General features: G+C 71.3%; 22 protein-coding genes. 9 read left to right on the forward strand and 13 right to left on the reverse strand.

The genetic code is table 11. The annotated features are described in order from the left end of the window. Nucleotides 1-72 precede the first annotated feature (72 nt). Nucleotides 73-813 carry an AzlC family ABC transporter permease gene (locus ACWD5D_RS00100; protein ID WP_451371009.1) on the forward strand — a complete coding sequence of 247 codons (741 nt, stop codon included), beginning with the start codon at nt 73-75 and terminating at the stop codon, nt 811-813. Continuing rightward, nucleotides 810-1118, forward strand: a complete 309-nt coding sequence (locus ACWD5D_RS00105) for an AzlD domain-containing protein (protein WP_451370485.1) — start codon at nt 810-812, stop codon at nt 1116-1118. Before ACWD5D_RS00100 ends, ACWD5D_RS00105 begins: the two co-directional genes overlap by 4 nt. Before the next feature lie 96 nt (nt 1119-1214). Here ACWD5D_RS00105 and ACWD5D_RS00110 read toward each other — a convergent pair whose 3' ends face one another. Then, nucleotides 1215-2159 (reverse strand): hypothetical protein, encoded by a 945-nt coding sequence (locus tag ACWD5D_RS00110; RefSeq protein ID WP_451370486.1) that lies wholly within the window; start codon nt 2157-2159, stop codon nt 1215-1217. 80 nt (nt 2160-2239) lie between these two features. On the opposite strand from ACWD5D_RS00110, the gene ACWD5D_RS00115 reads away from it, so the two are divergent. Both ACWD5D_RS00115 and ACWD5D_RS00120 read left to right on the forward strand, forming a co-directional pair. Then, nucleotides 2240-2434: a DUF3046 domain-containing protein gene (locus tag ACWD5D_RS00115; RefSeq protein ID WP_451370487.1), complete on the forward strand. Its 195-nt coding sequence runs from the start codon at nt 2240-2242 to the stop codon at nt 2432-2434. 178 nt (nt 2435-2612) lie between these two features. Next, complete coding sequence (locus ACWD5D_RS00120) at nt 2613-3911, forward strand: AI-2E family transporter (protein ID WP_451370488.1); 1299 nt, start codon at nt 2613-2615, stop codon at nt 3909-3911. Nucleotides 3912-3923: 12 nt separating this feature from the next. Here ACWD5D_RS00120 and ACWD5D_RS00125 read toward each other — a convergent pair whose 3' ends face one another. The 4 genes from ACWD5D_RS00125 to ACWD5D_RS00140 all read right to left on the reverse strand — a co-directional run bounded on the left by ACWD5D_RS00125 (nt 3924) and on the right by ACWD5D_RS00140 (nt 7461). Next, on the reverse strand, nt 3924-4667 hold the full coding sequence (locus ACWD5D_RS00125; RefSeq protein WP_451370489.1) for a hypothetical protein: 744 nt from the start codon (nt 4665-4667) through the stop codon (nt 3924-3926). A 143-nt stretch (nt 4668-4810) separates the two neighbouring features. Beyond that, the gene (locus tag ACWD5D_RS00130; protein ID WP_451370490.1) at nt 4811-5995 is read right to left on the reverse strand and encodes an oxygenase MpaB family protein; all 1185 of its coding nucleotides are present in this window, start codon (nt 5993-5995) and stop codon (nt 4811-4813) included. A gap of 142 nt (nt 5996-6137) precedes the next feature. Beyond that, nucleotides 6138-7193 (reverse strand): polyprenyl synthetase family protein, encoded by a 1056-nt coding sequence (locus ACWD5D_RS00135; RefSeq protein ID WP_451370491.1) that lies wholly within the window; start codon nt 7191-7193, stop codon nt 6138-6140. Beyond that, nucleotides 7183-7461, reverse strand: a complete 279-nt coding sequence (locus tag ACWD5D_RS00140) for a polyprenyl synthetase (RefSeq protein WP_451370492.1) — start codon at nt 7459-7461, stop codon at nt 7183-7185. The genes ACWD5D_RS00135 and ACWD5D_RS00140 overlap by 11 nt, the downstream gene beginning before the upstream one ends. Before the next feature lie 374 nt (nt 7462-7835). Between ACWD5D_RS00140 and recA the strand changes: the two genes are divergently transcribed. The 3 genes from recA (at nt 7836) to ACWD5D_RS00155 (ending at nt 12638) form a co-directional block, all read left to right on the forward strand. After that, nucleotides 7836-8963 (forward strand): recombinase RecA, encoded by a 1128-nt coding sequence (gene recA, locus ACWD5D_RS00145; RefSeq protein ID WP_451370493.1) that lies wholly within the window; start codon nt 7836-7838, stop codon nt 8961-8963. A gap of 2 nt (nt 8964-8965) precedes the next feature. Beyond that, the gene (recX, locus tag ACWD5D_RS00150) at nt 8966-9790 is read left to right on the forward strand and encodes a recombination regulator RecX (RefSeq protein WP_451370494.1); all 825 of its coding nucleotides are present in this window, start codon (nt 8966-8968) and stop codon (nt 9788-9790) included. 319 nt (nt 9791-10109) lie between these two features. Continuing rightward, nucleotides 10110-12638: an ABC transporter permease gene (locus ACWD5D_RS00155; protein WP_451370495.1), complete on the forward strand. Its 2529-nt coding sequence runs from the start codon at nt 10110-10112 to the stop codon at nt 12636-12638. A gap of 55 nt (nt 12639-12693) precedes the next feature. Here ACWD5D_RS00155 and ACWD5D_RS00160 read toward each other — a convergent pair whose 3' ends face one another. From ACWD5D_RS00160 to ACWD5D_RS00195, 8 genes are all read right to left on the reverse strand, one after another. Further along, nucleotides 12694-13152 carry a rhodanese-like domain-containing protein gene (locus tag ACWD5D_RS00160; protein WP_451370496.1) on the reverse strand — a complete coding sequence of 153 codons (459 nt, stop codon included), beginning with the start codon at nt 13150-13152 and terminating at the stop codon, nt 12694-12696. Nucleotides 13153-13346: 194 nt separating this feature from the next. Continuing rightward, nucleotides 13347-13886, reverse strand: coding sequence for a cysteine dioxygenase (locus ACWD5D_RS00165; protein WP_451371010.1), 540 nt, complete (start codon nt 13884-13886; stop codon nt 13347-13349). 127 nt (nt 13887-14013) lie between these two features. Beyond that, complete coding sequence (locus tag ACWD5D_RS00170; RefSeq protein WP_451370497.1) at nt 14014-14181, reverse strand: putative leader peptide; 168 nt, start codon at nt 14179-14181, stop codon at nt 14014-14016. After that, on the reverse strand, nt 14178-15836 hold the full coding sequence (locus tag ACWD5D_RS00175; RefSeq protein WP_451370498.1) for an FAD-dependent monooxygenase: 1659 nt from the start codon (nt 15834-15836) through the stop codon (nt 14178-14180). Before ACWD5D_RS00175 ends, ACWD5D_RS00170 begins: the two co-directional genes overlap by 4 nt. Before the next feature lie 177 nt (nt 15837-16013). Then, nucleotides 16014-16907 carry an amino acid ABC transporter permease gene (locus ACWD5D_RS00180; protein WP_451370499.1) on the reverse strand — a complete coding sequence of 298 codons (894 nt, stop codon included), beginning with the start codon at nt 16905-16907 and terminating at the stop codon, nt 16014-16016. Next, nucleotides 16904-17569, reverse strand: a complete 666-nt coding sequence (locus tag ACWD5D_RS00185) for an amino acid ABC transporter permease (RefSeq protein ID WP_451370500.1) — start codon at nt 17567-17569, stop codon at nt 16904-16906. The genes ACWD5D_RS00180 and ACWD5D_RS00185 overlap by 4 nt, the downstream gene beginning before the upstream one ends. A gap of 75 nt (nt 17570-17644) precedes the next feature. Then, nucleotides 17645-18478, reverse strand: coding sequence for a glutamate ABC transporter substrate-binding protein (locus tag ACWD5D_RS00190; protein ID WP_451370501.1), 834 nt, complete (start codon nt 18476-18478; stop codon nt 17645-17647). Between the two features lie 76 nt (nt 18479-18554). After that, the gene (locus ACWD5D_RS00195) at nt 18555-19331 is read right to left on the reverse strand and encodes an amino acid ABC transporter ATP-binding protein (protein WP_451370502.1); all 777 of its coding nucleotides are present in this window, start codon (nt 19329-19331) and stop codon (nt 18555-18557) included. 294 nt (nt 19332-19625) lie between these two features. Here ACWD5D_RS00195 and ACWD5D_RS00200 point away from each other — a divergent pair, with 294 nt between their 5' ends. Continuing rightward, a complete protein-coding gene (locus tag ACWD5D_RS00200; RefSeq protein ID WP_451370503.1) occupies nt 19626-20312 on the forward strand; it encodes a response regulator transcription factor in 687 nt (228 codons plus the stop codon). Nucleotides 20313-20321: 9 nt separating this feature from the next. Then, nucleotides 20322-21725, forward strand: a complete 1404-nt coding sequence (locus ACWD5D_RS00205; RefSeq protein WP_451370504.1) for an ATP-binding protein — start codon at nt 20322-20324, stop codon at nt 21723-21725. Nucleotides 21726-21728: the final 3 nt, after the last annotated feature.

Here is a 21728-nt window from a genome sequence, read left to right on the forward strand (position 1 = left end):
GCCCGTACCGTCCGAGGCGTGGCACAGCGACAAACAGCACTCGCGGCACCCCCGGACGGGGCCGGCGAGGACATGGGAAAGCCGGACCGAGCCGTCGTACGGGACGCCCTGGGCGTGGGTGTCGCCGTAGGACTGTCCGGGTTCGCCTTCGGCGTCACCTCGGCGGGCAGCGGGCTCGGGCTGCTCCAGACCTGTGCGCTCAGTCTCCTGGTCTTCACGGGCGCCTCCCAGTTCGCCCTGGTCGGCGCGCTCGCCGCCGGGGGCAACCCGTTCACGGCTGCCGCGGGCGCCTTCTTCCTCGGTGTGCGCAACGCCTTCTACGGGCTGCGGCTGTCGCAGCTGCTCGCCCTCCCGCGCGCGGTGCGGCCGTTCGCCGCCCAGTGGGTGATCGACGAGACCACCGCGGTGACCCTGGCTCAGCCGGACCGGCGGGCCGCGCGGCTCGGCTTCACCGTCACCGGCCTCAGCCTGTACCTGCTGTGGAACCTGACCACCCTGCTCGGCGCGCTGGGCGCCAAGGCCATCGGGAACACCGACGCCTGGGGCCTGGACGCGGCCGGGCCCGCCGTCTTCCTGGCCCTGCTCGCACCCATGCTGAAGACGCCCACCGAGCGCGCGGTCGCCGGCCTCGCGGTCCTCCTGGGCCTCGGCCTGCTGCCGGTTCTCCCGGCCGGCGTACCGGTCCTGGTCGCGGCGCTGGCCGCCCCGATCGCCCTGTTCGCCGAAGGCCGTCGTGCGCGCCGGGGCGGCGAGGCGGCGGGATCGTCCGTCGTACCGAGCGCGGTGCCGAGCGCATCGGAGGAGGATCGTTGAACATCTGGATCGCCATCGGGATCACCGCTGTCGGCTGCTACGCCGTCAAGCTCGTCGGACTGCTCGTACCCGCGGCCGCCGTGGAGCGACCGCTCGTCCGGCGGCTCGCCGCCCTGCTGCCGGTCGCCCTCCTCGCCGCTCTCACTGCCCAGCAGACGTTCGCCGACGGGCACGCGCTCGTGCTGGACGCCCGGGTCGCGGGCCTCGGCGCGGCCGCCGTGGCACTGGTGCTGCGCGCGCCGTTCCTGCTGGTCGTCGCGGCGGCCGTGGTGGTGACGGCGGGGGTGCGTGCCCTCGGCGGATGAGGCGGCCGGTCGGAACATGACGGTCGGACGGAGCGTGGGCGTGCCGGCGGTCGCAACGGTGTACCCGGTCGTCGGCCCACGCAGCGGTGCGCCTGGTCAGCCCACGAAGCGCCCGTACGCCCGGAGGGTGCGCAGGGCCTCGATCGTCACCATGGAGCGCGCCTCCAGAGCGGGCGCAGGTGCCCAGTGGCGCCAGCGGATCGGCCAGCCGCCGTCCTCCTGCTGCTCGGCGGCGAGGAGGTCCAGGGAGCGCGCCATCTCCTCGTCCGTGAACCACGCGCGCGCGAGCGACTGCGGGCTCTTCGCGAAGTCGTGCGGGAAGTGGTGCTCGCCGCGGGCGTACCCAGGCGCGACCGGGTACGCGTCGAGGCGGTCCGGATCCAGCGCGGCCAGTCGCTGCTCGCGCACCAGACGGCCGAGACGGTCAGCCGCCGCCTGCGCGCGCGGACGGTCGGGAGCGGAGTCCAGGAACGCCACGGCAGCCTCCACCTCGTAGGGGTGGGACTTGTCGAGGGACTCCACCGCCTGCCAGCAGAAGTCGGTGGCCCGGAACAGCCACGCGTGCCACACCTCGTTGCGGTTCAGCAGGCCCACTACCGGTCCGGTCGCCAGCAGCTCCGCCGGCGGGTCGTCCACCACCGGCACGAACGGCGCCACCGGGTATCCCCGCTGGCTGGGACTGATCGCCGGCAGTGCGCCGTCCGCGGTGGAGACGGACGTCAGATACCGGCACACACGCTCCACCCGCTGCCCGCCGCAGCGCCCCACGGCGTCCAGTACGCCCAGCGCGCGCCCGGTGTGCAGGGGCTGGCTCACGGGACCTCGCAGGTCGGGTTCCAGCGCGTGGCCGTACCCCCCGTCCTCGTTGCGGTAGGCGTCCAGCGCCACCTCCACCGGATCGGCGGAGCCGTTCAGGAAGTGGTACGCGAAGAGCCGCTGCTCAAGTACGCGCGCGGTGAGCCAGACGAACTGTTCGGCGCGGAAGAGCGGTGAGCGCGCCTGGGACGCTGGGGGGAGTGGGGATGCTCCTGTTTCGGCCATGCGTCAGACCGTAGGGCGGAAAGCGGCCTCGGCAAGCCGTCCCGTGCTGGGCCCACCCCAAGGGGCGGGATACTGGTGTCATGCGGTTGACGGTCTTCTGGCAGCGGATGGCGGAACACTTCGGTTCGGGGTACGCCGACAGTTTCGCGCGCGATCACGTCATGTCCGAGCTGGGCGAGCGCACGGTGAACGAGGCTCTGGACGCCGGCTGGGAGGCCAAGGACGTCTGGCGAGTGGTCTGCTCGGTCATGAACGTGCCGGGGGAGAGGCACTGACCGGAAAGCGTTGATCAGTGATCGACGACATCGAGGCCACATTGAGAGGCCACGTTGACGGGAACGCGTGGACTGTGCGTCGATATGTCGATGTCCGTGTCGGTCGTCCAACCGTGGCGGGGCTTCGTGGATCAGGTGCGGTCACCGGGCAGTCGTCGGCATGGGCGAGACTTGGCCCGTGGCTCCCATTGACGACACCGCGCCGGTAGACCGGCACGCAGCATCCCCGACCGGCACGATGCCGCCCGCCGGTCCCCCCGCCGACGGCGGCGCCGCTGCTTTGAGCGGCCGCATGCCGCGCTGGCTGCCGCGCGCCATGGTGCTCGCGCTCGCCCTGATCGCGGGGTTCCAGTTGGGAAGCTGGGCCTTCCACCAACTGACCGGGCTCCTGATCAACATATTGATCGCCTTCTTCCTGGCCCTCGCGATCGAGCCCGCGGTGAGCTGGATGGCCGCTCGCGGAATGCGCAGGGGGCTCGCCACCTTCCTGGTCTTCCTCGGCCTGGCGATCTTCGCCGCGGGCTTCGTCACCCTGCTCGGCTCGATGCTGGCCGGTCAGATCGTCACGATGATCGAGGGTTTCCCGGGATACCTGGACGCGCTGATCAACTGGGCCAACCAGAAGTTCCACATGAACCTCAGGCGGGTGGACATCCAGGAGGGACTGCTGCACTCCGACTGGCTGCGGAAGTACATGCAGACCGGCGCGGCGGGTGTCCTCGACGTGTCCACCCAGGTGCTCGGCGGCCTCTTCAAGCTGCTGACCGTCGCGCTGTTCTCGTTCTACTTCGCCGCCGACGGCCCCCGGCTGCGCCGCGGCCTGTGCTCCGTTCTGCCGCCCGCGCGGCAGGCCGAGGTGCTGCGCGCCTGGGAGATCGCCGTCGACAAGACCGGTGGCTATCTCTACTCGCGCGGCCTGATGGCGCTGATCTCCGGGGTCGCGCACTACATCCTGCTGGAGGCCCTGGGCGTGCCGTACGCGCCCGTGCTCGGTGTCTGGGTCGGTCTGGTCTCGCAGTTCATCCCGACCATCGGCACCTATCTCGCCGGTGCGCTGCCGATGTTGATCGCGTTCACCGTCGATCCCTGGTACGCGGTGTGGGTGCTGATCTTCGTCGTGATCTACCAGCAGTTCGAGAACTACGTGCTGCAGCCCAAGCTGACCGCCAAGACCGTCGACATCCACCCGGCCGTCGCCTTCGGCTCGGTGATCGCCGGCACCGCGCTGCTCGGCGCGGTCGGCGCGCTGATCGCCATCCCGGCGGTCGCCACGCTTCAGGCCTTCCTCGGGGCGTACGTGAAGCGGTACGCCGTCACGGACGATCCCCGGGTGCTCGGGTACCGCTCCCGCGGGCCGGGCGCCCCGGGGATGCTCGCCCGGACGAGGCGGCTGCGAGAGGGCAGGGCCGACGCCGGGACGGCCGACTCCGGGGCGGCCGACGTCGCCCCTCCCGCGGACGCGGAGGAGCCATCGTAGGAGGGCACGCGTTCAGTACGTCAGCGCCGCCCACACCCCGGTCCCGGCGACGGCGGCCCCGTAGAGGCCGACCGCCGTCGCCACGATCCGCCACCGCGTCCGTTCGCTCCACGAGGTGCGGGACAGCAGCCAGGCCAGCAGCGGCAGGACCAGCACGGCGTGCAGGCTCACCCCGTGCAGTGGCTTGAGCGGGGCCGTCGAGTGGTAGGCGGCATCCTGGTGGCCGGTCCGGGTCAGGACGGCCCCGCGCGCGATCATCGCCGCGCCCGAGGCCAGCGCCACCAGCAGGAGGGCGAACCCGGAGCGCACCGCGAGCGGCATCCCGGCAGGGACTGTGGGCCGGTGCCGGATGGACGCGACGGCGAAGACGGTGAGCAGTGCCACCAGGACGCCTCCGCCCACCGCGAGCGTCATGGACACCGCCGTGTCCAAGGGCGTCTCCATGTTCAGGTGCGAGGGCACCCGACGCCACGCCTGAAGGGTGATGCCGCCGACCTCCGCCACGCAGTCCACGGCGAAGACGACGAGCAGCACGGTGCGCAGCCGCGCCCCGACGCGCAGGTACGACGTGACCCACGTGAGCGCGATCAGCGTCACCCCGAAGGACAGGCCGAACGTGACGGGCTTGCGCCAGGAGACGGGCCCGTACCAGGGGCCGCCGTCGACCGCGAACACCACCAGATGTGCGAGACCCGAGAGCACCAGGAGCAGACCGACGGCGTGACAGAGCCGTTCGACAGGGCGCGATTTCTTCATGCGCCAAGGCTCTCGGGGCGTCCCGGCCCCGTCGTCGTCCCGCCGAATACAGCCGACGTACGACACCGGGAGTACCGACGCCCCGTACGGAGCGGGAGGCGGACCGAGAGCCGAGGCCGGGCTGGCGGACCGGCGGGCCGGGGTCAGGCGGAGGGCCAGGGGGAGACCGTGGCGGCGGGTGGGGCCCAGCGGCGGGTGGGCGGCACCGAGCTGTCGACGCCGTAGTCCTTCTTGAGCTGCTCGGGGATGGCGTAGTGCATGACCCGTCCGCGCGTGAGGGACGACAGTTCGAGGACGGCCGTCAGGTGACCGAGGCGGTCCAGGGCCCAGGCGCCGAGCGGGGAGCGGTCCTCGACGGTCTCCAGGACCCCGAGGAGGTGCGGGACGGCCTTGACGAGGGTGTCCCATCGAGTGCGGGGGACCTGGAGCCAGTCCGCGCAGGTGTCTCCCACGAGATGGCGGATGAGGGCGGACACGATCGGGTCGAAGAGGGTCCCGGGTACGACCTCCTCGTAGAGGTCGATGAGTTGGCGCGTCAGGTGCGCGCCCTCCTCGGAGGGCCCCATGTGCCGGATCATGTACAGGTCCAGGAACCGCCGGGCCTCCTCCAGGTTCACCGGGACGGCGTCCTGGTCGACGCCGAGCATGGCGCCGACCACACGCCAGGCGTAGTAGTAGGCCTCCGCGCCCTCCGTGGACATGTGGATGCCGAGTCGGTGCAGGCTGTCCAGCACGAGCAGGGAGAAGAACATCTGCCCGCCGATCATGTCCTCCTGGCAGATCGGCGTCCCGAGGGCGTCGGTGTCCCAGCGGTCCTCGCGCTTGAGGTGATGGCGGATCGAGGCGTGCAGAAGCCGCACCTTCTGTGCGGCGGGGACGAAGCGGCCGTCGGCCTCGAAGGCGTCGGGCCGCATCAGGTACACCGTGAACTGGCCGGTCTCCGCCATCCGTTTGGACGGGTACTTCAGCGAGTGGGTGGCCGACAGCAGCTTCGCCACGTGCGGCACGACGTAGCAGGCGGGCATGGAGGCGAAGGAGAGGGCGGTGGAGATGTGCACGTTGTTGTCGAGGAAGAACTGCCGTGCCTTCTCCATCTCGCCCCAGTCCACCCAGGCCGGCGGGGCGCTCGTGGCCTCCAGGTACTCCCGGGCGACCTCGGGCAGCCCGTCCGGCAGCGGGGCGCCGGCGATGGAGACGTAGCGCATCAGGGTGTTGAACTTGCCGACCTCGCCACGCTCGAAGAGCGTGGCGACGGTGGCGTCGGCGAGTTCGTCGCCGACCCGGCGCAGGGCGTCCATCGACGCCTCCGTCGGCGATCCCTCGGTCATTGAAGCCTCCGTCGTCGACGCGTCGGTCGCCGATGCTTCTCTACGGGTCATGGCAGGGCTCCTTGTCCGGACACGGGACGTCCCGGCCGTCGGGAAGGGGAGGTGGCCGGAGTGGCACGCGCGCGTGCCACTCCCGTGCGGGTCAGGACGGTCGGACCGTCGCCGCATGGGCCAGCGCGGTCAGGGCATCGGCGGCGGGACGGGGCACATCCAGCTCGTGCAGGGCGTCGAGCGCCTCCTCGACCCGCGCGGTGATCATGTTCTCGACGCGGCCGGGTGTCCCCAGCCGGGACATCACCCGGCGTACGGCGTCCAGGCCGTTCCGGTCCAGGTCGCTGCGGCCCAGCAGGGCGCGCAGCCTCCCCCGCTCGGCCTCGTCCGAGATGCGCCAGGTCTCCGCCAGGAGGGCGGTGGGCCGGTGGCCGCGTACGTCGTCGGTGTCGGCCTTGCCGGTGCGGCCGGGATCCCCGAACAGGCCGAGCAGGTCGTCCCGCAGCTGGAACGCCTCACCCAGCGGCAGCCCGTAGGCGGAGTAGCCCTCGCGCAGCCGCTCGCCGGCTCCGGCCAAGGTGCCGCCGATCAACAGGGGCTGCTCGACGGTGTACTTGGCCGTCTTGTACCGGATCACCTTCAGCGAGGCCGTGGTGTCCGGGGCGGCGCCGGTCAACAGGATCTCCAGGCACTCGCCCGCGATCAGTTCCCGGGCCAGCGCCGACCACAGGGGGCGGGCCCGAGCGAGGTACGCGGCGGGCAGTCCGCTGGCGACGAACAGCTGACCCGCCAGTGCCATCAACAGGTCGCCGACCAGCATGGCGAGCGATCTGGCGGCGGCACCGGTCCGCGGGTGCTCGGGCACGGCCGCGCGCAGGGCCCGGTGGGCCGTGGGCCGGCCGTGTCGCAGGGGGCTGTCGTCGATGAGGTCGTCGTGGACGACGGCGGCGGCGTGCACCAGCTCCATGGAGGCCGCGGCCCGCACCAGCGCGTCGCTGTCCGGCTGGCCGACCGCGCGCCAGCCCCAGTAGCAGAACGCCGCCCGCAGGCGCTTGCCGTCCGCGACCGCCGTCTCCAACTGCTCGGCCACCGGTCCCAGGGCCGGGTCGACCGCCGCGAACCGGTCGGCCTCCTCGGCGACGAAGTGGTGCAGCACCTGGTCCACACGGGCCTTGAACGCGGCCGGTTCCCATCGCTCAGACGCCATCGGCCGGCCGCCGTGCCAGGGTGTGCCGCGCGAGGATCTCCAGGTGGGCCGGGGGCACGGACGCGTACCGGTCCAGTGCCAGGCGGCCGCGTGCCATCAGATCGTGCTCGGCCTGTGCCGCCAGCTCCGTCGCGTCGGAGCGGCGCAGCAGTCCGCGGACCGCCGTCAGGGCCGAATCCAGTGTGCTCACGGCCAGATCGGCCATCCCCGCCACCAGAAGCACGGCCTGCTCGTCCATGCGTGCGCGGTGTCCCGCTCCTTGTGTCATGTCCTCTCCCCACGGCACGTCCGCACGGCAGCGGTCACCTGCCGTGTCCTTCGAGCATCGGGGCACGGCGGGTGCGGGGACGGGGGAACTCACGATCGGGTGATCGGCTTTCGGCCGCGCGGATCGCCGCCTGAACCGTGCCGCGCCGCCCGGTCCGAGCCGCTGCTCGCCGCGCGTGGCACGCTTGACACGAAAATCGAACATCTATTCTCATAGGGGCTCAGGCGAGGCTCGCGACAGGGATTTCGGCGCGGTTTTGGTAGGGATGTCCCCCAGTTATCCACAGGGCGGGCCGACGTCGGGGCGCATTGTCAGTGGCAGGCGTTAGCGTCTTTGACGTGAAGCGATCGACTCAAGCAAACCGGGTGGAACCCATGGCAGGAACCGACCGCGAGAAGGCGCTCGACGCCGCGCTCGCACAGATTGAACGGCAATTCGGCAAGGGCGCGGTCATGCGCATGGGCGAGCGGTCGAAGGAGCCCATCGAGGTCATCCCGACCGGGTCGACCGCCCTCGACGTCGCCCTCGGCGTCGGCGGCCTGCCGCGCGGCCGCGTCGTGGAGATCTACGGACCGGAGTCCTCCGGTAAGACGACCCTGACCCTGCACGCGGTTGCCAACGCACAGAAGGCCGGCGGCCAGGTCGCCTTCGTGGACGCGGAGCACGCGCTCGACCCCGAGTACGCGCGCAAGCTGGGCGTCGACATCGACAACCTGATCCTGTCCCAGCCGGACAACGGTGAGCAGGCGCTGGAGATCGTGGACATGCTCGTCCGCTCCGGCGCGCTCGACCTGATCGTCATCGACTCCGTCGCCGCGCTCGTCCCGCGTGCGGAAATCGAGGGCGAGATGGGCGACAGCCACGTCGGTCTGCAGGCCCGTCTGATGAGCCAGGCGCTGCGGAAGATCACCAGCGCGCTCAACCAGTCCAAGACCACCGCGATCTTCATCAACCAGCTCCGCGAGAAGATCGGCGTGATGTTCGGCTCCCCGGAGACCACGACCGGTGGCCGGGCCCTGAAGTTCTACGCCTCGGTGCGCATCGACATCCGCCGCATCGAGACCCTGAAGGACGGCACGGAGGCGGTCGGCAACCGCACCCGCGTCAAGGTCGTCAAGAACAAGGTCGCGCCGCCCTTCAAGCAGGCCGAGTTCGACATCCTCTACGGCCAGGGCATCAGCCGTGAGGGCGGCCTGATCGACATGGGAGTGGAGCACGGCTTCGTCCGCAAGGCCGGTGCCTGGTACACGTACGAGGGCGACCAGCTCGGCCAGGGCAAGGAGAACGCGCGCAACTTCCTCAAGGACAACCCCGATCTGGCGAACGAGATCGAGAAGAAGATCAAGGAGAAGCTGGGCGTCGGTGTCCGGCCGGAGGAGCCCGCCGCCGAGCCCGGCACGGACGCCGCGGTCACCACCGCTGCCGCCGACGACGCCAAGGCCGCGCCCGCCCCGGCAGCCGCCAAGGCCACGAAGCCCAAGGCCACCGCAGCCAAGAGCTGACCGTGACACGACGAACCGACTGGGCCGAGTACGAGTACGCCACCCCCGGTGCCCCACGGGGGAGGGGCACCGTGGGCGAGCCGGCCTTCGCCCCGGCCGGTGGTGACGACGGATACGGGGATTTGGCGTACGGCGGTCCCGGGGACCACGGCACACACCCGGACGACGAGCCCCACGGGGGCGGCTCGTCGGGCCGCGGCTCCCGGAGTTCCGCCGGGGCGCGGGGCGGCCGGGGACGGGGCCGCCGGCGCGGCGGCTTCGGGGAGCCGGCCGGTGAGGACGAAGGCGCCCCTTCCTCGTCGAGGGCCGAGCGGGGGGAGTCTTCAGGGGACCCGGCTGAGCGGGCGCGGGCCATCTGCCTGCGCCTGCTCACCGGGACCCCGCGCACCCGCAAACAGCTCGCGGACGCTCTGCGCAAGCGGGAGATCCCCGAGGACGTGGCAGAGGAGGTGCTCTCGCGGTTCGAGGAGGTCGGGCTGATCAACGACAGCGCCTTCGCCGACGCCTGGGTGGAGTCCCGGCACCACGGCCGGGGGCTCGCTCGCCGCGCACTCGCCAGGGAACTGCGCACCAAGGGCGTCGACTCGACGCTGATCGACGAGGCCGTCTCCCAGCTCGACTCCGAGCAGGAGGAGGTGACCGCCCGCGACCTGGTCGACCGCAAGCTGCGGGCCACCCGTGGCCTCGACCGCGACAAGCGCATCCGGCGCCTCGCCGGCATGCTCGCCCGCAAGGGCTACCCCGAGGGGATGGCCCTCCGCGTCGTCCGTCAGGCCCTGGAGGAAGAGGGCGAGGACACGGAGTTCCTTGAGGACGAGGGGTTCTGAGTCGGGGCTCTGGTGAGGGGGGCTCCGAGAGGTGAGGCCTTCCGGCAGACGTGGGGGAGGCGCATCCCGGTTCTCCGCACAGGTGGCATGCGCTTCTCCGCGTGCGAGGGCACTCCCCCCGGCGGCTCAATTGTCATGTACGGAGCGGCATGGCAGTGCTCTCCTGGTGGGGTTAACCCCCGCCCAAGACGCCGGGACGCCGCAATGTGTCCTTCCCTCTGCGCGGGCGAGGGTGTACCCACGCGCCGGACCACTGCCCACGCCGGGACCAGCAGGCGCACGGACAACCGAGACGCACAACAGAAGAGAGCCCGTCCCGATGATGCTGCGTTACGCCCTCCGGACCGTCCGCGCCCGCAAAGCGGGTTTCCTCGGCGCCTTCCTCGCCCTGATGTGCGCGGCCGCTCTGATCACCGCCTGCGGCACCCTGCTCGACACCGGCCTGCGCGGCACGATCCGCACCGAGCGCTACGCCGCCGCTCCCGTCGTGGTCTCCGCCGACCAGTACGTCCACCGCACCACCGTCAAGCACAAGCACGGCAAGACCAAGGTCAAGCACAAGGCGAAGCCGATCGCCGAACGCGCGTGGCTGCCGGCCCACCTGGAGGTCGTCCTCGCCCGCACTCCCGGCGTCGCCCGTGTCGTCCCCGAACTGACCTTCCTCGCACAGCCGTTGACCCCGGCCGGCACGGACGGCCGTACCGCCTACGGGCACGCCTGGGACTCCGCCGCGCTGACGCCGTACCGGCTCACCGCGGGCAGGGCGCCCAAGGCCGCCGGTGACCTCGTCATCGACCGTGACCTCGCCGCCCGCGACCATCTCCGGCCCGGCGACCACCTCGTCGTGCAGTCGACGCAGTCCCCGCGCGCCTACCGCATCACCGGTATCGCCGCCCCGGCCTCCGCGGTGCGCCACCAGACGGCCCTGTTCTTTTCCACCGCGGAGGCCCGTCGGCTCGCCGCGCACCCCGGCCAGGTCACCGCGTTCGGCGTACTGCCGGCCAAGGGTGCCGAGCCGGAGAGGGTGCGGCAGGCCCTGGCGCGAGCACTGCACGGCACCACCGCCCAGGTCAGCACCGGTGATGCCCGCGGGCCCGTCGAGTTCCTCGACGCGGCCACCGCCCGCACCCGACTGGTCAGCATGGGCGGCGCGATGGGCGGCACCTCGCTGCTGGTGGCCGTGCTCGTGGTCGTCGGCACCTTCGCGCTCACCGTCCAGCAACGGCACCGCGAACTCGCCCTGCTCCGGGCCGTCGCCGCCACGTCCGGACAGATCCGCAGGCTGCTGGGCCGGGAAGCGCTGATCGTCGGTGCGGCGGCCGGCACTGTCGGCGCTCTGCTCGGGCTGCCGCTCGGCGGCTGGCTGCACTCCAGGTTCGTCGCTCTGGGCGCCGTACCCGACACGCTCCAGCACACCGTCAGCGTCTTTCCTCCGCTGGCCGCCCTCGCCGCCACTCTGCTCGGCTCCTGGGCCGCGGCCCGGATCGCCTCCCGCAGGGTCGCCCGGATCCGCCCCGCGCAGGCCCTGGCCGAGGCCAGGAACGAGCCCACCCGTCCCGTCTGGGGGCGTCTCGCCGCCGGCCTGCTGCTTCTCACCGGCGGAGTCGTCCTGATCGTCGTCCTCGCCTCCCTGCGCACCGAGCCTGCCTCGACTCCCGTGACCTTCCTCGCCGTTGTGGTGCTGTCCACCTCCGTCGCCCTGCTCGGCCCCCTCCTGGTCAAAGCGGCCGCGCTGCTCCTCGCCGGGCCGCTGCGGCTCACCGGGCACGGCGGTCGCCTCGCCACCGCCAACCTGCGCGGCAACGCCGCCCGGATGGCCTCCGTCGTCACCCCCCTCACCCTGCTCATCGGCATGACCTGCACCGTGCTGTTCGTCCAGTCGACCCTCGGCGACGCCGCCCGGACTCAGGCGCGCGAGGGTGTCACCGCCGACTGGGTCGTCGCCGCCCAGGGGCCCGGCGTCCCGGCCGACGCCGCACGCCGGTTGCGTGCGCAGCACGACACCGTCACCGAGGTGGTCCGCACGACCGTCCGCATCGGCCTCGACAAGTACCCCGCCCAGGGCGTCACGCCGGAAGGCCTGACCCGCACCTGGGACCCGAAGGTCACCGCCGGCTCCCTCGGCGACCTCGCCCCCGGCACCGTGGCCGTCAGTGAACTGGCCGCGGACCAGCACCACCTGAAGCCCGGCAGCACATTGAAACTCACGCTCGGCGACGGCACGCCCGCCACACTCACCGTCGCCGCCGTCTACGCCCAGGGTCTCGGCTTCGGTGATCTCACCATCGCCCACGACCTCGTGGCCCGCCATGTCGACAACCCGCTCGCTTCCTCCGTCCTCGTCAGCTCGACCCGTACAAAGACACAACTCGCGACTACCCTGCGTGAGTTCCCGGCGTTGCGGATTCTTTCTCCGGGCGCCGCCGACAAGCTCCAGGCCGGCCGTCAGCAGACGAACGCCGAGGTCAACTACCTCGCCATGGGGCTCGTCCTGGCCTTCACCGCCATCGCGGTCGTCAATACGCTGGCCATGTCCGTCGCGGAACGTGTCCGGGAGTTCGCCCTGCTCCGTCTCGCCGGTGCGACCCGCCGGCAGGTGCTGCGCATGCTGCGCACCGAGGCGCTGTCCGTGCTGTTGATCGGCACCGCGCTCGGCAGCGGCATCTCCCTCGCCGTGCTCACCGCGTTCAGCGCCGGCATGACGGGCCGTGCGGCGCCCACGATCACCCCTCTGCTCTATGCCACCGTGGTCGCGGTCGCCGCCCTCCTCGCCCTGGTGGCCAGTGCAGTACCCGGCCGCGTGGCGCTCCGGGTGCGGGCGGTGACGGTGGCCACCGCGAAGGAATAGGCGGTCAGGGGCGCACCGGCCGGCTTCCCCGCCCGGCCGGAGAGCCGTGACCGCCTCAGCCCTCCGCCGCCTCCGCCGCTTCCACCGGCAGCCCCGCACTCCGCCACGCCTGGAAGCCGCCGACCAGGTCCGTCGCCCGGTGCAGGCCCAGTTGGTGGAGGGAGGCGGCGGCCAGGCTGGAGGCGTAGCCCTCGTTGCAGATGACCACGACGCGCAGGTCGTGTCCGGTGGCCTCGGGGACACGGTGGCTGCCTTGGGGGTCGAGGCGCCACTCCAGTTCGTTGCGCTCGATCACCAGGGCGCCGGGGATCAGGCCGTCCCGCTCGCGCAGGGCCGCGTACCGGATGTCGACCAGCACGGCCGCCCCCGTCCGCGCCGCCTCGTGCGCCTCCTGTGCCTCGATGCGCTGGTATCCGCCGCGCACCCGCTCCAGCAACGCGTCGATGCCGACCGGCCGGAGGGCCGTGCCGCCGTCCGGCGCCGCCTCCCCGAGGGGCGCCGCCCCGCCGCTCACCGATGGCTCACCGCTCGGCACCGGTCCACTGGTCGGCACCGGTCCACCGCTCGGCGCCGCCCCGCCGCTCACCGATGGCTCACCGCTCGGCACCGGTCCACCGCTCGGCGCCGCCCCACCGCTCGGCGCCGCCCCACCGCTCGGCGCCGCCCCACCGCTCGGCGCCGCCCCGCCGCTCACCGGCAGTCCCCCGCTCACTGCCAGTCCTCCGGTCGCTCGACCTGCTCCAGCCGCAGCACCTGGCCGGTGCGACTGTAGCGACGGATGCGGGGCAGCGGCGGATAGTAGGCGTGGACGGAGATCGCGTGACGGTCGGGGGACTCGTTGAGCACCTCGTGCACGTGATGGTGACCGAAGGAGCGGCCCTGACCGGCGGGCAGCCGGCGCTCGCGGTCCACGTCGTCGGTGAGTTCGAGGGTCTTCCAGCCGTCCGAGGGAAGCCGGGCGGCCAGCGCGTTCTCCTTGAGTTCGCCCGAGGCGGTGACGAACGCGCCGACCGAGTCCGCGTGGTCGTGCCAGCCGGTACCCGTGCCGGGAGGCCAGCCGATCAGCCAGGCCTCGCCGCCGCCCGGGCCTTCGAGCCGCACCCAGGTACGGCCCTCGGGGTCGAGCGGCAGGGAAGCGATCAGCTCGGCGTCGGCGGCCGTACGCCGCACGAAGTCGAGAAGGTCCGCCTGAGTGGGCGCCGAGCCGGAGACGCGGGGCTCGGCGGCAGAGGACGCCGAGGAGGACACAGGAGTGGGGGAGACGACAGACGTGGAGGAGGACACAGACACGGAGGGGGAGACAGACACATGCACCGTCCTGAAGAAGGTTCGCCGAACGGGCGCACGACGGCGCCCGCAAAAGGGGATGCGAAATTCAGCAGGACGGGCGACACACGCAGCCCGCGTAGCGGACGAGGTCCATATGGACCCTCCGCCACAGGCGCACACAGGTGTCGGTCACGATCCGGAGTACAGCATGGGGCCGCACTCCGGTCAATCCACCGACACCATGTGGACACGGCGTGACCTGACTCACGGTCACCGCGCGGCCGAGCCGGCCTCCGCCGCAGTCTCCCTTTCCCTTTCCCGCTCCCGCTCGCGCTCCTGGTCCCTCTCCTTCGCGTTCTCCTCCACGGCTCCCCCCAGCGTCGCCTCCGCGGCCGCGTACAGATCGGCCGGGCGGACCCCGCTCAGCGCGGTGACCAGGTGGCCGTCGGGGCGTACGAGCAGCACGCTGTGCGCCGGCGCGCCCGGGTAGCTCTCGGCCACCAGCAGCTCGGCCGGATGCGGCAGCGCGGTCACCGCGGCGGCGAGGCGGGGCATCACCCCGGCGGACACCCAGTGCTTGCGGTCCCACACGCCCGTGCCCGGCGCGATCAGCACGACGAGCAGCGTGCCCCGGCCGAGCCGGTCGCGCAGCCGGACGAAGGAACCGTCCTCCGCCGTGACGCGCACATCGGTGACCGGTGCGCCGGGCGGGGTGTCGACGGGGATCTCGGCCTCCAGATGCCGGGGCGCCAGCGGCGAGTCGGCGTACGCCCCCGGCGCACCCAGCGTCCCGCGCCCCAGATGACCGTCCGTGAGCAGCGCGTCGTGTCCCCGGGCCGCGCCCGGGACGTAGTGGCGCAGTCCACCGCCACCGCGCAGCACGGGCAGCAGCTGGTCGGCGGCGCGGAGCCGGGCGGCGACCACCGCACGCCGCTCGGCCTGGTAGCTGTCCAGCAGGGCCTCGTACGGGCCGTGATGCCAGGCAGGGGCCAGCTTCCAGGCCAGGTTGTCGGCGTCGCGCAGTCCCTCGTCGAGTCCCTGGGTGCCGAGCGCGCCCAGCAGATGGGCCGCGTCCCCGGCGAGAAAGACCCGGCCCACGCGCCAGCGGCGGGCCAGGCGGTGGTGCACCGTGTGGACACCGGTGTCCAGGAGGTCGTACGCCGGTGCGGTGCCGTCGGTCCAGCCCGCGAGGGTCTCGCGGATCCGGGTCACCAGGATCTCGGGCGTGACCAGGTCCTTGCCCGGCGGCAGCAGCCAGTCCAGGCGCCACACGTCGTCCGGGAGGGGGCGGGCGATCACCTCCCCGGCCGAGGGCCCGGACGACCGCCACGGCGGCATCCGATGGATCAACGCGCGACCTTCCCACGGAAGTTCCGTGCGCAGGGCGGCGACCGCGTGCCGCTCGACCGCCGTACGGCCCGGGAAGCGGATGTCCTGCAGTTTGCGCACGGTCGAGCGGGGTCCGTCGCAGCCGACCAGGTAACTGCCGCGCCACCAGGTGCCCTTGGGGCCACGGGTGTGCGCGGTGACGCCGGAACGCTCCTGCTCTATCGAGTCGAGCCGGCTGTCCGCGGCCGCCTCGATCAGCGGCTGCCGCGCGACGGCCGCGCGCAGGGCGCGCATGAGGACGTGCTGTGCGAGGTGCAGCGGGGCGGGTTCGTCCGGCGCGAAGTCGATCTCGCTCATCACCTGCCGGCGGCGCAGGGACCGCCAGCCGGTCCAGCGTACGCCGAGGTCACCGAGGGGGGTTCCGGTCAGCCGTTCCAGCAGGGCGGCCGTGTCCTCGCGCAGCACGACGGTGCGGGCCGGGCGTGGTTCGTCCTTGCCGGGACCCTCGTCGAGGACGACGGACGGAACCTCCTGGCGGGCGAGCGCCAGGGCGAGCGTGAGCCCGACGGGCCCCGCTCCGACGATGATCACCGGGTCCACGGCGCGGCGCCCCCTGCCCGCAGCGGTGCCCTGACGGACATGAGGGAACAGGTGGGTGAAGCGGGGTGCACGATCACAGAACGTATGCAACCCATTGGCAGAGTATGCGTCAAGTGACCGGAGGCAGTGGCGATCATGCCACTGCCTCCGGGTGCTGCATTCGGGTTTGACCCGGCGTCAGGCCGAGGTTCCGGTTCCCCCGTGGCCCGCGACGCCCACGGTGTCATCGACGCCGAGCACCGCGCCGGTGGACTTCTTGCGGCGCCGCAGCCGTCCCTCCAGCCAGCTCGCGAACTGGGTCAGCGAGAAGTTGATGATCACGTAGATCACGGCGACGACGGTGAACGAGGCGATGGTGTTGGCACCGTAGTAGCCGCTCATCGTGTTCGCCGAGGCGAGGAGTTCGGGGAAGGTCAGGACCGCGCCACCGAGTGCCGTGTCCTTCACGATCACGACGAGCTGGCTGACGATCGCCGGGAGCATCGCGGTGACCGCCTGCGGCAGCAGGACGAGCCGCATGACCTGCCCCTTGCGCAGACCGATCGCCACGGCCGCCTCGGCCTGGCCCTTCGGCAGCGAGAGGATGCCCGCGCGGACGATCTCCGCGAGCACGGACGCGTTGTACAGCACCAGACCGGTGACCACTGCGTAGAGCGGGCGGTCGTCCGAACTGACGTCGGTGTACTGGGAATACAGCGCCTGCCCGAAGATCATCAGGACGAGCACCGGGATCGCCCGGAAGAACTCGACGAGGACCGCGGCGGGCACGCGTATCCACCGGTGGTCCGAGAGGCGGGCTATACCGAGCGTCGCGCCCAGCGGGAGCGCGATGACCATGGCGAGCGCCGCGGCCTTCAGGGTGTTCTGCAGGCCGGGCCAGATGTACGTCGAGTAGGCCTCGCTGCCGCTGAAGAACGGCTTCCACAGGACCCAGTCCAGCTGGCCCTTGTCGTCGAGCGAGGTGTAGACCCACCACAGGACGGCCGCGAAGGCGACCAGGAAGACCACCGTGTACAGGACGTTGCGCCGCTTGCCGCGGGGGCCCTGGGCGTCGTACAGGACGGAACTCATCGCTTCACCGCCACCTTCTTGCCCACCCAGCCGAGGATCAGGCCGGTCGGCAGCGTCAGGCAGCAGAAGCCGAAGGCGATGACCGCGGCGATCGGCAGCAGCTGCGCCTCGTTCTCCACCATCTTCTTCATCAGGTACGCGGCTTCCACCACGCCGATCGCGGCCGCCACCGTGGTGTTCTTCGTCAGCGCGATCAGCACGTTGGCCAGCGGGCCGACGGCCGCGCGGAAGGCCTGCGGCAGCACGATCAGGCCCAGCACCTGGGTGAAGCTCAGGCCCATGGCCCGAGCCGCCTCGGCCTGGCCGACCGGCACGGTGTTGATGCCGGAGCGGATCGCCTCACAGACGAAGGCCGACGTGTAGGCGATCAGACCGAGCACGGCCAGCCGGAAGTTGATCACGTCGACCGTGTCCGCGCCCAGGCTGATGCCCAGCGTCTGGTTCAGGCCGAGCGAGGTGAACAGGATGATCACCGTGAGCGGGATGTTCCGCACGATGTTCACGTAGGCGGTGCCGAAACCGCGCATCAGCGGCACCGGGCCCACCCGCATGGCGGCCAGCAAGGTGCCCCAGATCAGGGAGCCCACAGCGGACAGCAGCGTGAGCTGCACCGTCGTCCAGAAGGCGCCCAGCACGTCGTAACGTCCTAGAAAGTCGAACACGATCTCCCGCGCTTCCGCGTGTAGGGATGCCCGGGTGCGCCGCCCTCAGGGACGGCGCACCCGTTGGGCGTTGCCTCAGCTCTTGATGTCACCGATCTTCGGGGCGGGCTCGTTCTTGTAGCCGGCCGGGCCGAAGTTCTTGGTCACGGCCTTCTGCCACGAACCGTCGGAGACCATCTCCTCCAGGGCCTTGTTGATCTTGGCCTTGAGGTCGCTGCCCTTCTTGACGCCGATGCCGTAGTTCTCGTTGGTCATCTTGAAGCCGCCGAGCTTGAACTTGCCCTTGAACTGGGACTGGGCGGCGTAACCGGCGAGGATCGAGTCGTCCGTGGTCAGCGCGTCGATCGCCTTGTTCTGCAGACCCGTCAGGCACGCCGAGTACGTCGGGTACTCCTGGAGCTGCGCCTTGGGGGCCAGCTTGTCCTTGACGTTCTGCGCCGACGTCGAACCGGTCACCGAACACAGCTTCTTGCTGTTCAGGTCCGTGGGCGCCTTGATGGAGCTGTCGTCGGCGCGCAGGAGCACGTCCTGGTGGGCCAGCAGGTACGGGCCGGCGAAGTCGACCTTCGACTGACGCTCCGGGGTGATCGAGTAGGAAGCGGCGATGAAGTCGACGTCACCGCGCTGCAGCATGGTCTCGCGGTCGGCGCTCTTCGACTCCCGCCACTCGATCTGGTCCGGCTTGTAGCCGAGCTTGCCCGCGACGTAGGTGGCCACGTCGACGTCGAAGCCCGAGTAGCCCTGCGGGGTCTTCTGGCCGATACCGGGCTGGTCGAACTTGATGCCGACGGTGATCTTGTCGCCGCCACCGGAGCCCTTGTCGTCCTTCTTGTCGCCACCGCACGCCGTGGCGGACACGGCGAGGGCGAGCACGACGGCCGAGGCGGCGGTGACCTTGCGGAGCTTCATGGTGAACATCCTTTGAGTGGTGAAAGACGAGGTCCGTGAGGGACGGATGACCCAGGTCGTCCGGCGGCCGGACGGATCAGTGGTGCAGGATCTTCGACAGGAAGTCCTTCGCCCGGTCGCTGCGCGGATTGCTGAAGAACTGCTCGGGCGCGGCCTGTTCGACGATGCGGCCGTCCGCCATGAAGACCACCCGGTTCGCGGCCGAACGCGCGAACCCCATCTCATGGGTGACGACGACCATCGTCATGCCCTCGCGGGCCAGCTGCTGCATGACCTCGAGGACCTCGTTGATCATCTCGGGGTCGAGGGCCGAGGTCGGCTCGTCGAAGAGCATCACCTTCGGACCCATCGCCAGCGCCCGGGCGATGGCGACGCGCTGCTGCTGACCGCCCGACAGCTGTGCGGGGTACTTGTCGGCCTGGGTGCCCACACCGACCCGGTCGAGCAGGGCGCGCGCCTTCTCCTCGGCCTGCTTCTTGTCCGTCTTGCGGACCTTGATCTGGCCCAGCATCACGTTCTCGAGCACGGTCTTGTGCGCGAAGAGGTTGAAGGACTGGAAGACCATGCCGACGTCGGCGCGCAGCCGGGCCAGTTCCCTGCCCTCGTGAGGCAGCGGCTTGCCGTCGATCGTGATGGTGCCGGAGTCGATCGTCTCCAGGCGGTTGATGGTGCGGCACAGGGTCGACTTCCCGGACCCGGAAGGCCCGATGACCACGACGACCTCGCCGCGGGCGATCGTCAGCTCGATGTCCTGGAGCACGTGCAACGCGCCGAAGTGCTTGTTGACGCTCTTCAGGACGACCAGGTCGTCGGACGTGGCCACGTCTTCCTTGGCCACCGATACATTGGTCATCGCTCTCAGGCTCCGTCCTCCTCGGTTTCGGTGGACAGTAGTGAGGCCGGTGACCAGCGTCATCACATCTGAGGGGAATCTGAGCATCACGATCCGATAGCAATCGGACACGTGTCGTACCACTCGTCACGTGCGTGCGTATCGGCCGGATAACGGAAGCCACGGGCAACCGGAACCCTCTTGACGCCGTCCTTCTCCATCGGCGTCACTGCCATGGTGCACGCGCGCGCGTGCACGAAGTACAAGCCGAACAAGAACCGAGACCGTACGAACACTGAACCGGAGGGGGCGGAGATGAGACTGCTGCTCGTCGAGGACGACAACCACGTCGCCGCAGCCCTGTCCGCGATCCTCGCCCGGCACGGATTCCACGTCACGCACGCGCGCAGCGGCGAGGAGGCCCTCCAGGCGCTCGTCCCCGAGGGCGCCGGATTCGGTGTGGTCCTGCTCGACCTGGGCCTGCCCGACCAGGACGGCTACGAGGTCTGCGGCAAGATCCGCAAGCGCACCAGCACCCCGGTGATCATGGTCACTGCCCGCTCCGACGTCCGCTCCCGCATCCACGGGCTCAACCTGGGCGCCGACGACTACGTGGTGAAGCCCTACGACACGGGGGAACTGCTCGCCCGGATCCACGCCGTCAGCCGGCGCACCGTCCACGAGGACCCCGCGACCGCCGGCGAGAGCACCCTTCTGCTCGGCCCGGTCCGCATCGACCTGCCCACCCGGCAGGTCAGCGTGGACGGTTCGGTCGTCCAGCTGACCCGCAAGGAGTTCGACCTCCTCGCGCTCCTCGCCCAGCGCCCCGGTGTGGTCTTCCGGCGGGAGCAGATCATCAGCGAGGTGTGGCGCACCAGTTGGGAGGGCACCGGGCGCACCCTGGAGGTGCACGTCGCCTCCCTGCGCGCCAAACTGCGCATGCCCGCCCTGATCGAGACCGTACGCGGCGTCGGCTACCGGCTCGTCGCCCCGGTCCGGTAGCGAGGACGGGTGCGCACACGGCTCCTGCCGCTGCTCATCGTCCTGATGGCGGCCGTCCTGCTCGCGCTCGGCGTCCCGCTCGCCGTCAGCGTGGCCGCCGCCCAGCAGCAGAAGGTCGTCGTCGACCGGATCGACGACACCGCGCGCTTCGCCGCGCTCGCCCAGTTCGTCACCGACGTGCCCGGCGGATCCCGCCCGAGCGCCCCGGACGAACGCCGGGAGACCCTGCGCCGAGAACTGCTCAGCTACTACGGCGTCTACGGCATCCGCGCCGGTGTCTTCTACCGCAACGGCGCGGCGATGGCCAACGCTCCCGGCGACTGGCTCGTACCGCCGACGGGGGAACTGCGGGAGGCCTTCGACGAGGCGCTGCTCAGCCGTCGCAGCCACGACCCCAGCCAGGTGTGGCCCTGGCAGCGCAGCCGGCTGGTCGTCGCCTCGCCGGTCATCCGGGACGGGGACGTCGTGGCCGTCGTGGTCACCGACTCGCCCACCGGGCAGATGCGTTCGCGGACCCTGCGCGGCTGGCTGTTCATCGGAGCCGGCGAGATCGCCGCGATGCTCCTCGCCGTCGGTGCCGCGCTGCGGCTGACCGGCTGGGTGCTCAGGCCCGTACGGATCCTGGACGCCACCACCCACGACATCGCCACCGGACGCCTCAAGTCCCGCGTCGCGGCGGCCGGCGGGCCGCCGGAACTCAGACGCCTCGCCCGGTCGTTCAACGAGATGGCGGACAACGTCGAGGACGTGCTGGAGCAGCAGCGCGCCTTCGTCGCGGACGCCTCGCACCAACTGCGCAACCCGCTCTCGGCACTGCTGCTACGCATCGAACTGCTGGCCCTCGAACTCCCGGAGGGCAACGAGGAGATCGCCTCGGTCCGCACCGAGGGCAAGCGCCTCGCGCAGGTCCTGGACGACCTGCTCGACCTCGCGCTGGCCGAGCACGCCGAGGCCGACCTCAAGCTGACCGACATCGGCGCGCTGACCGAGGAGCGCGTCGCCGCCTGGGCGCCAGCCGCCCAGGCCAAGGGCGTCCGGCTGTCCGGCGACTGCCCGCCCACCACCGCCTGGGCGGACGCGATCACCCTCTCCAGCGCCCTGGACGCGGTGATCGACAACGCCGTGAAGTTCACCCCCGAGGGCGGCACGGTGGAGGTCTCCGTCTCCTTCGACGGCGACACCACGCAGGTCGTGGTCACCGACACCGGACCCGGCCTGACCGACGAGGAACTCGCGCGCGTGGGCGACCGTTTCTGGCGCAGCGGCCGCCACCAGAACGTCAAGGGCTCGGGGCTCGGCCTGTCCATCACACGCGTCCTGCTCGCGGCAGGCGGCGGCTCGATCGACTACGCGCACCACGAGCCCCGCGGGCTGCGGGTGACGGTGAAGATCCCGAGGGACGTACAGCCCTAGGGA

The organism is Streptomyces sp. NPDC002520 (assembly GCF_053595235.1).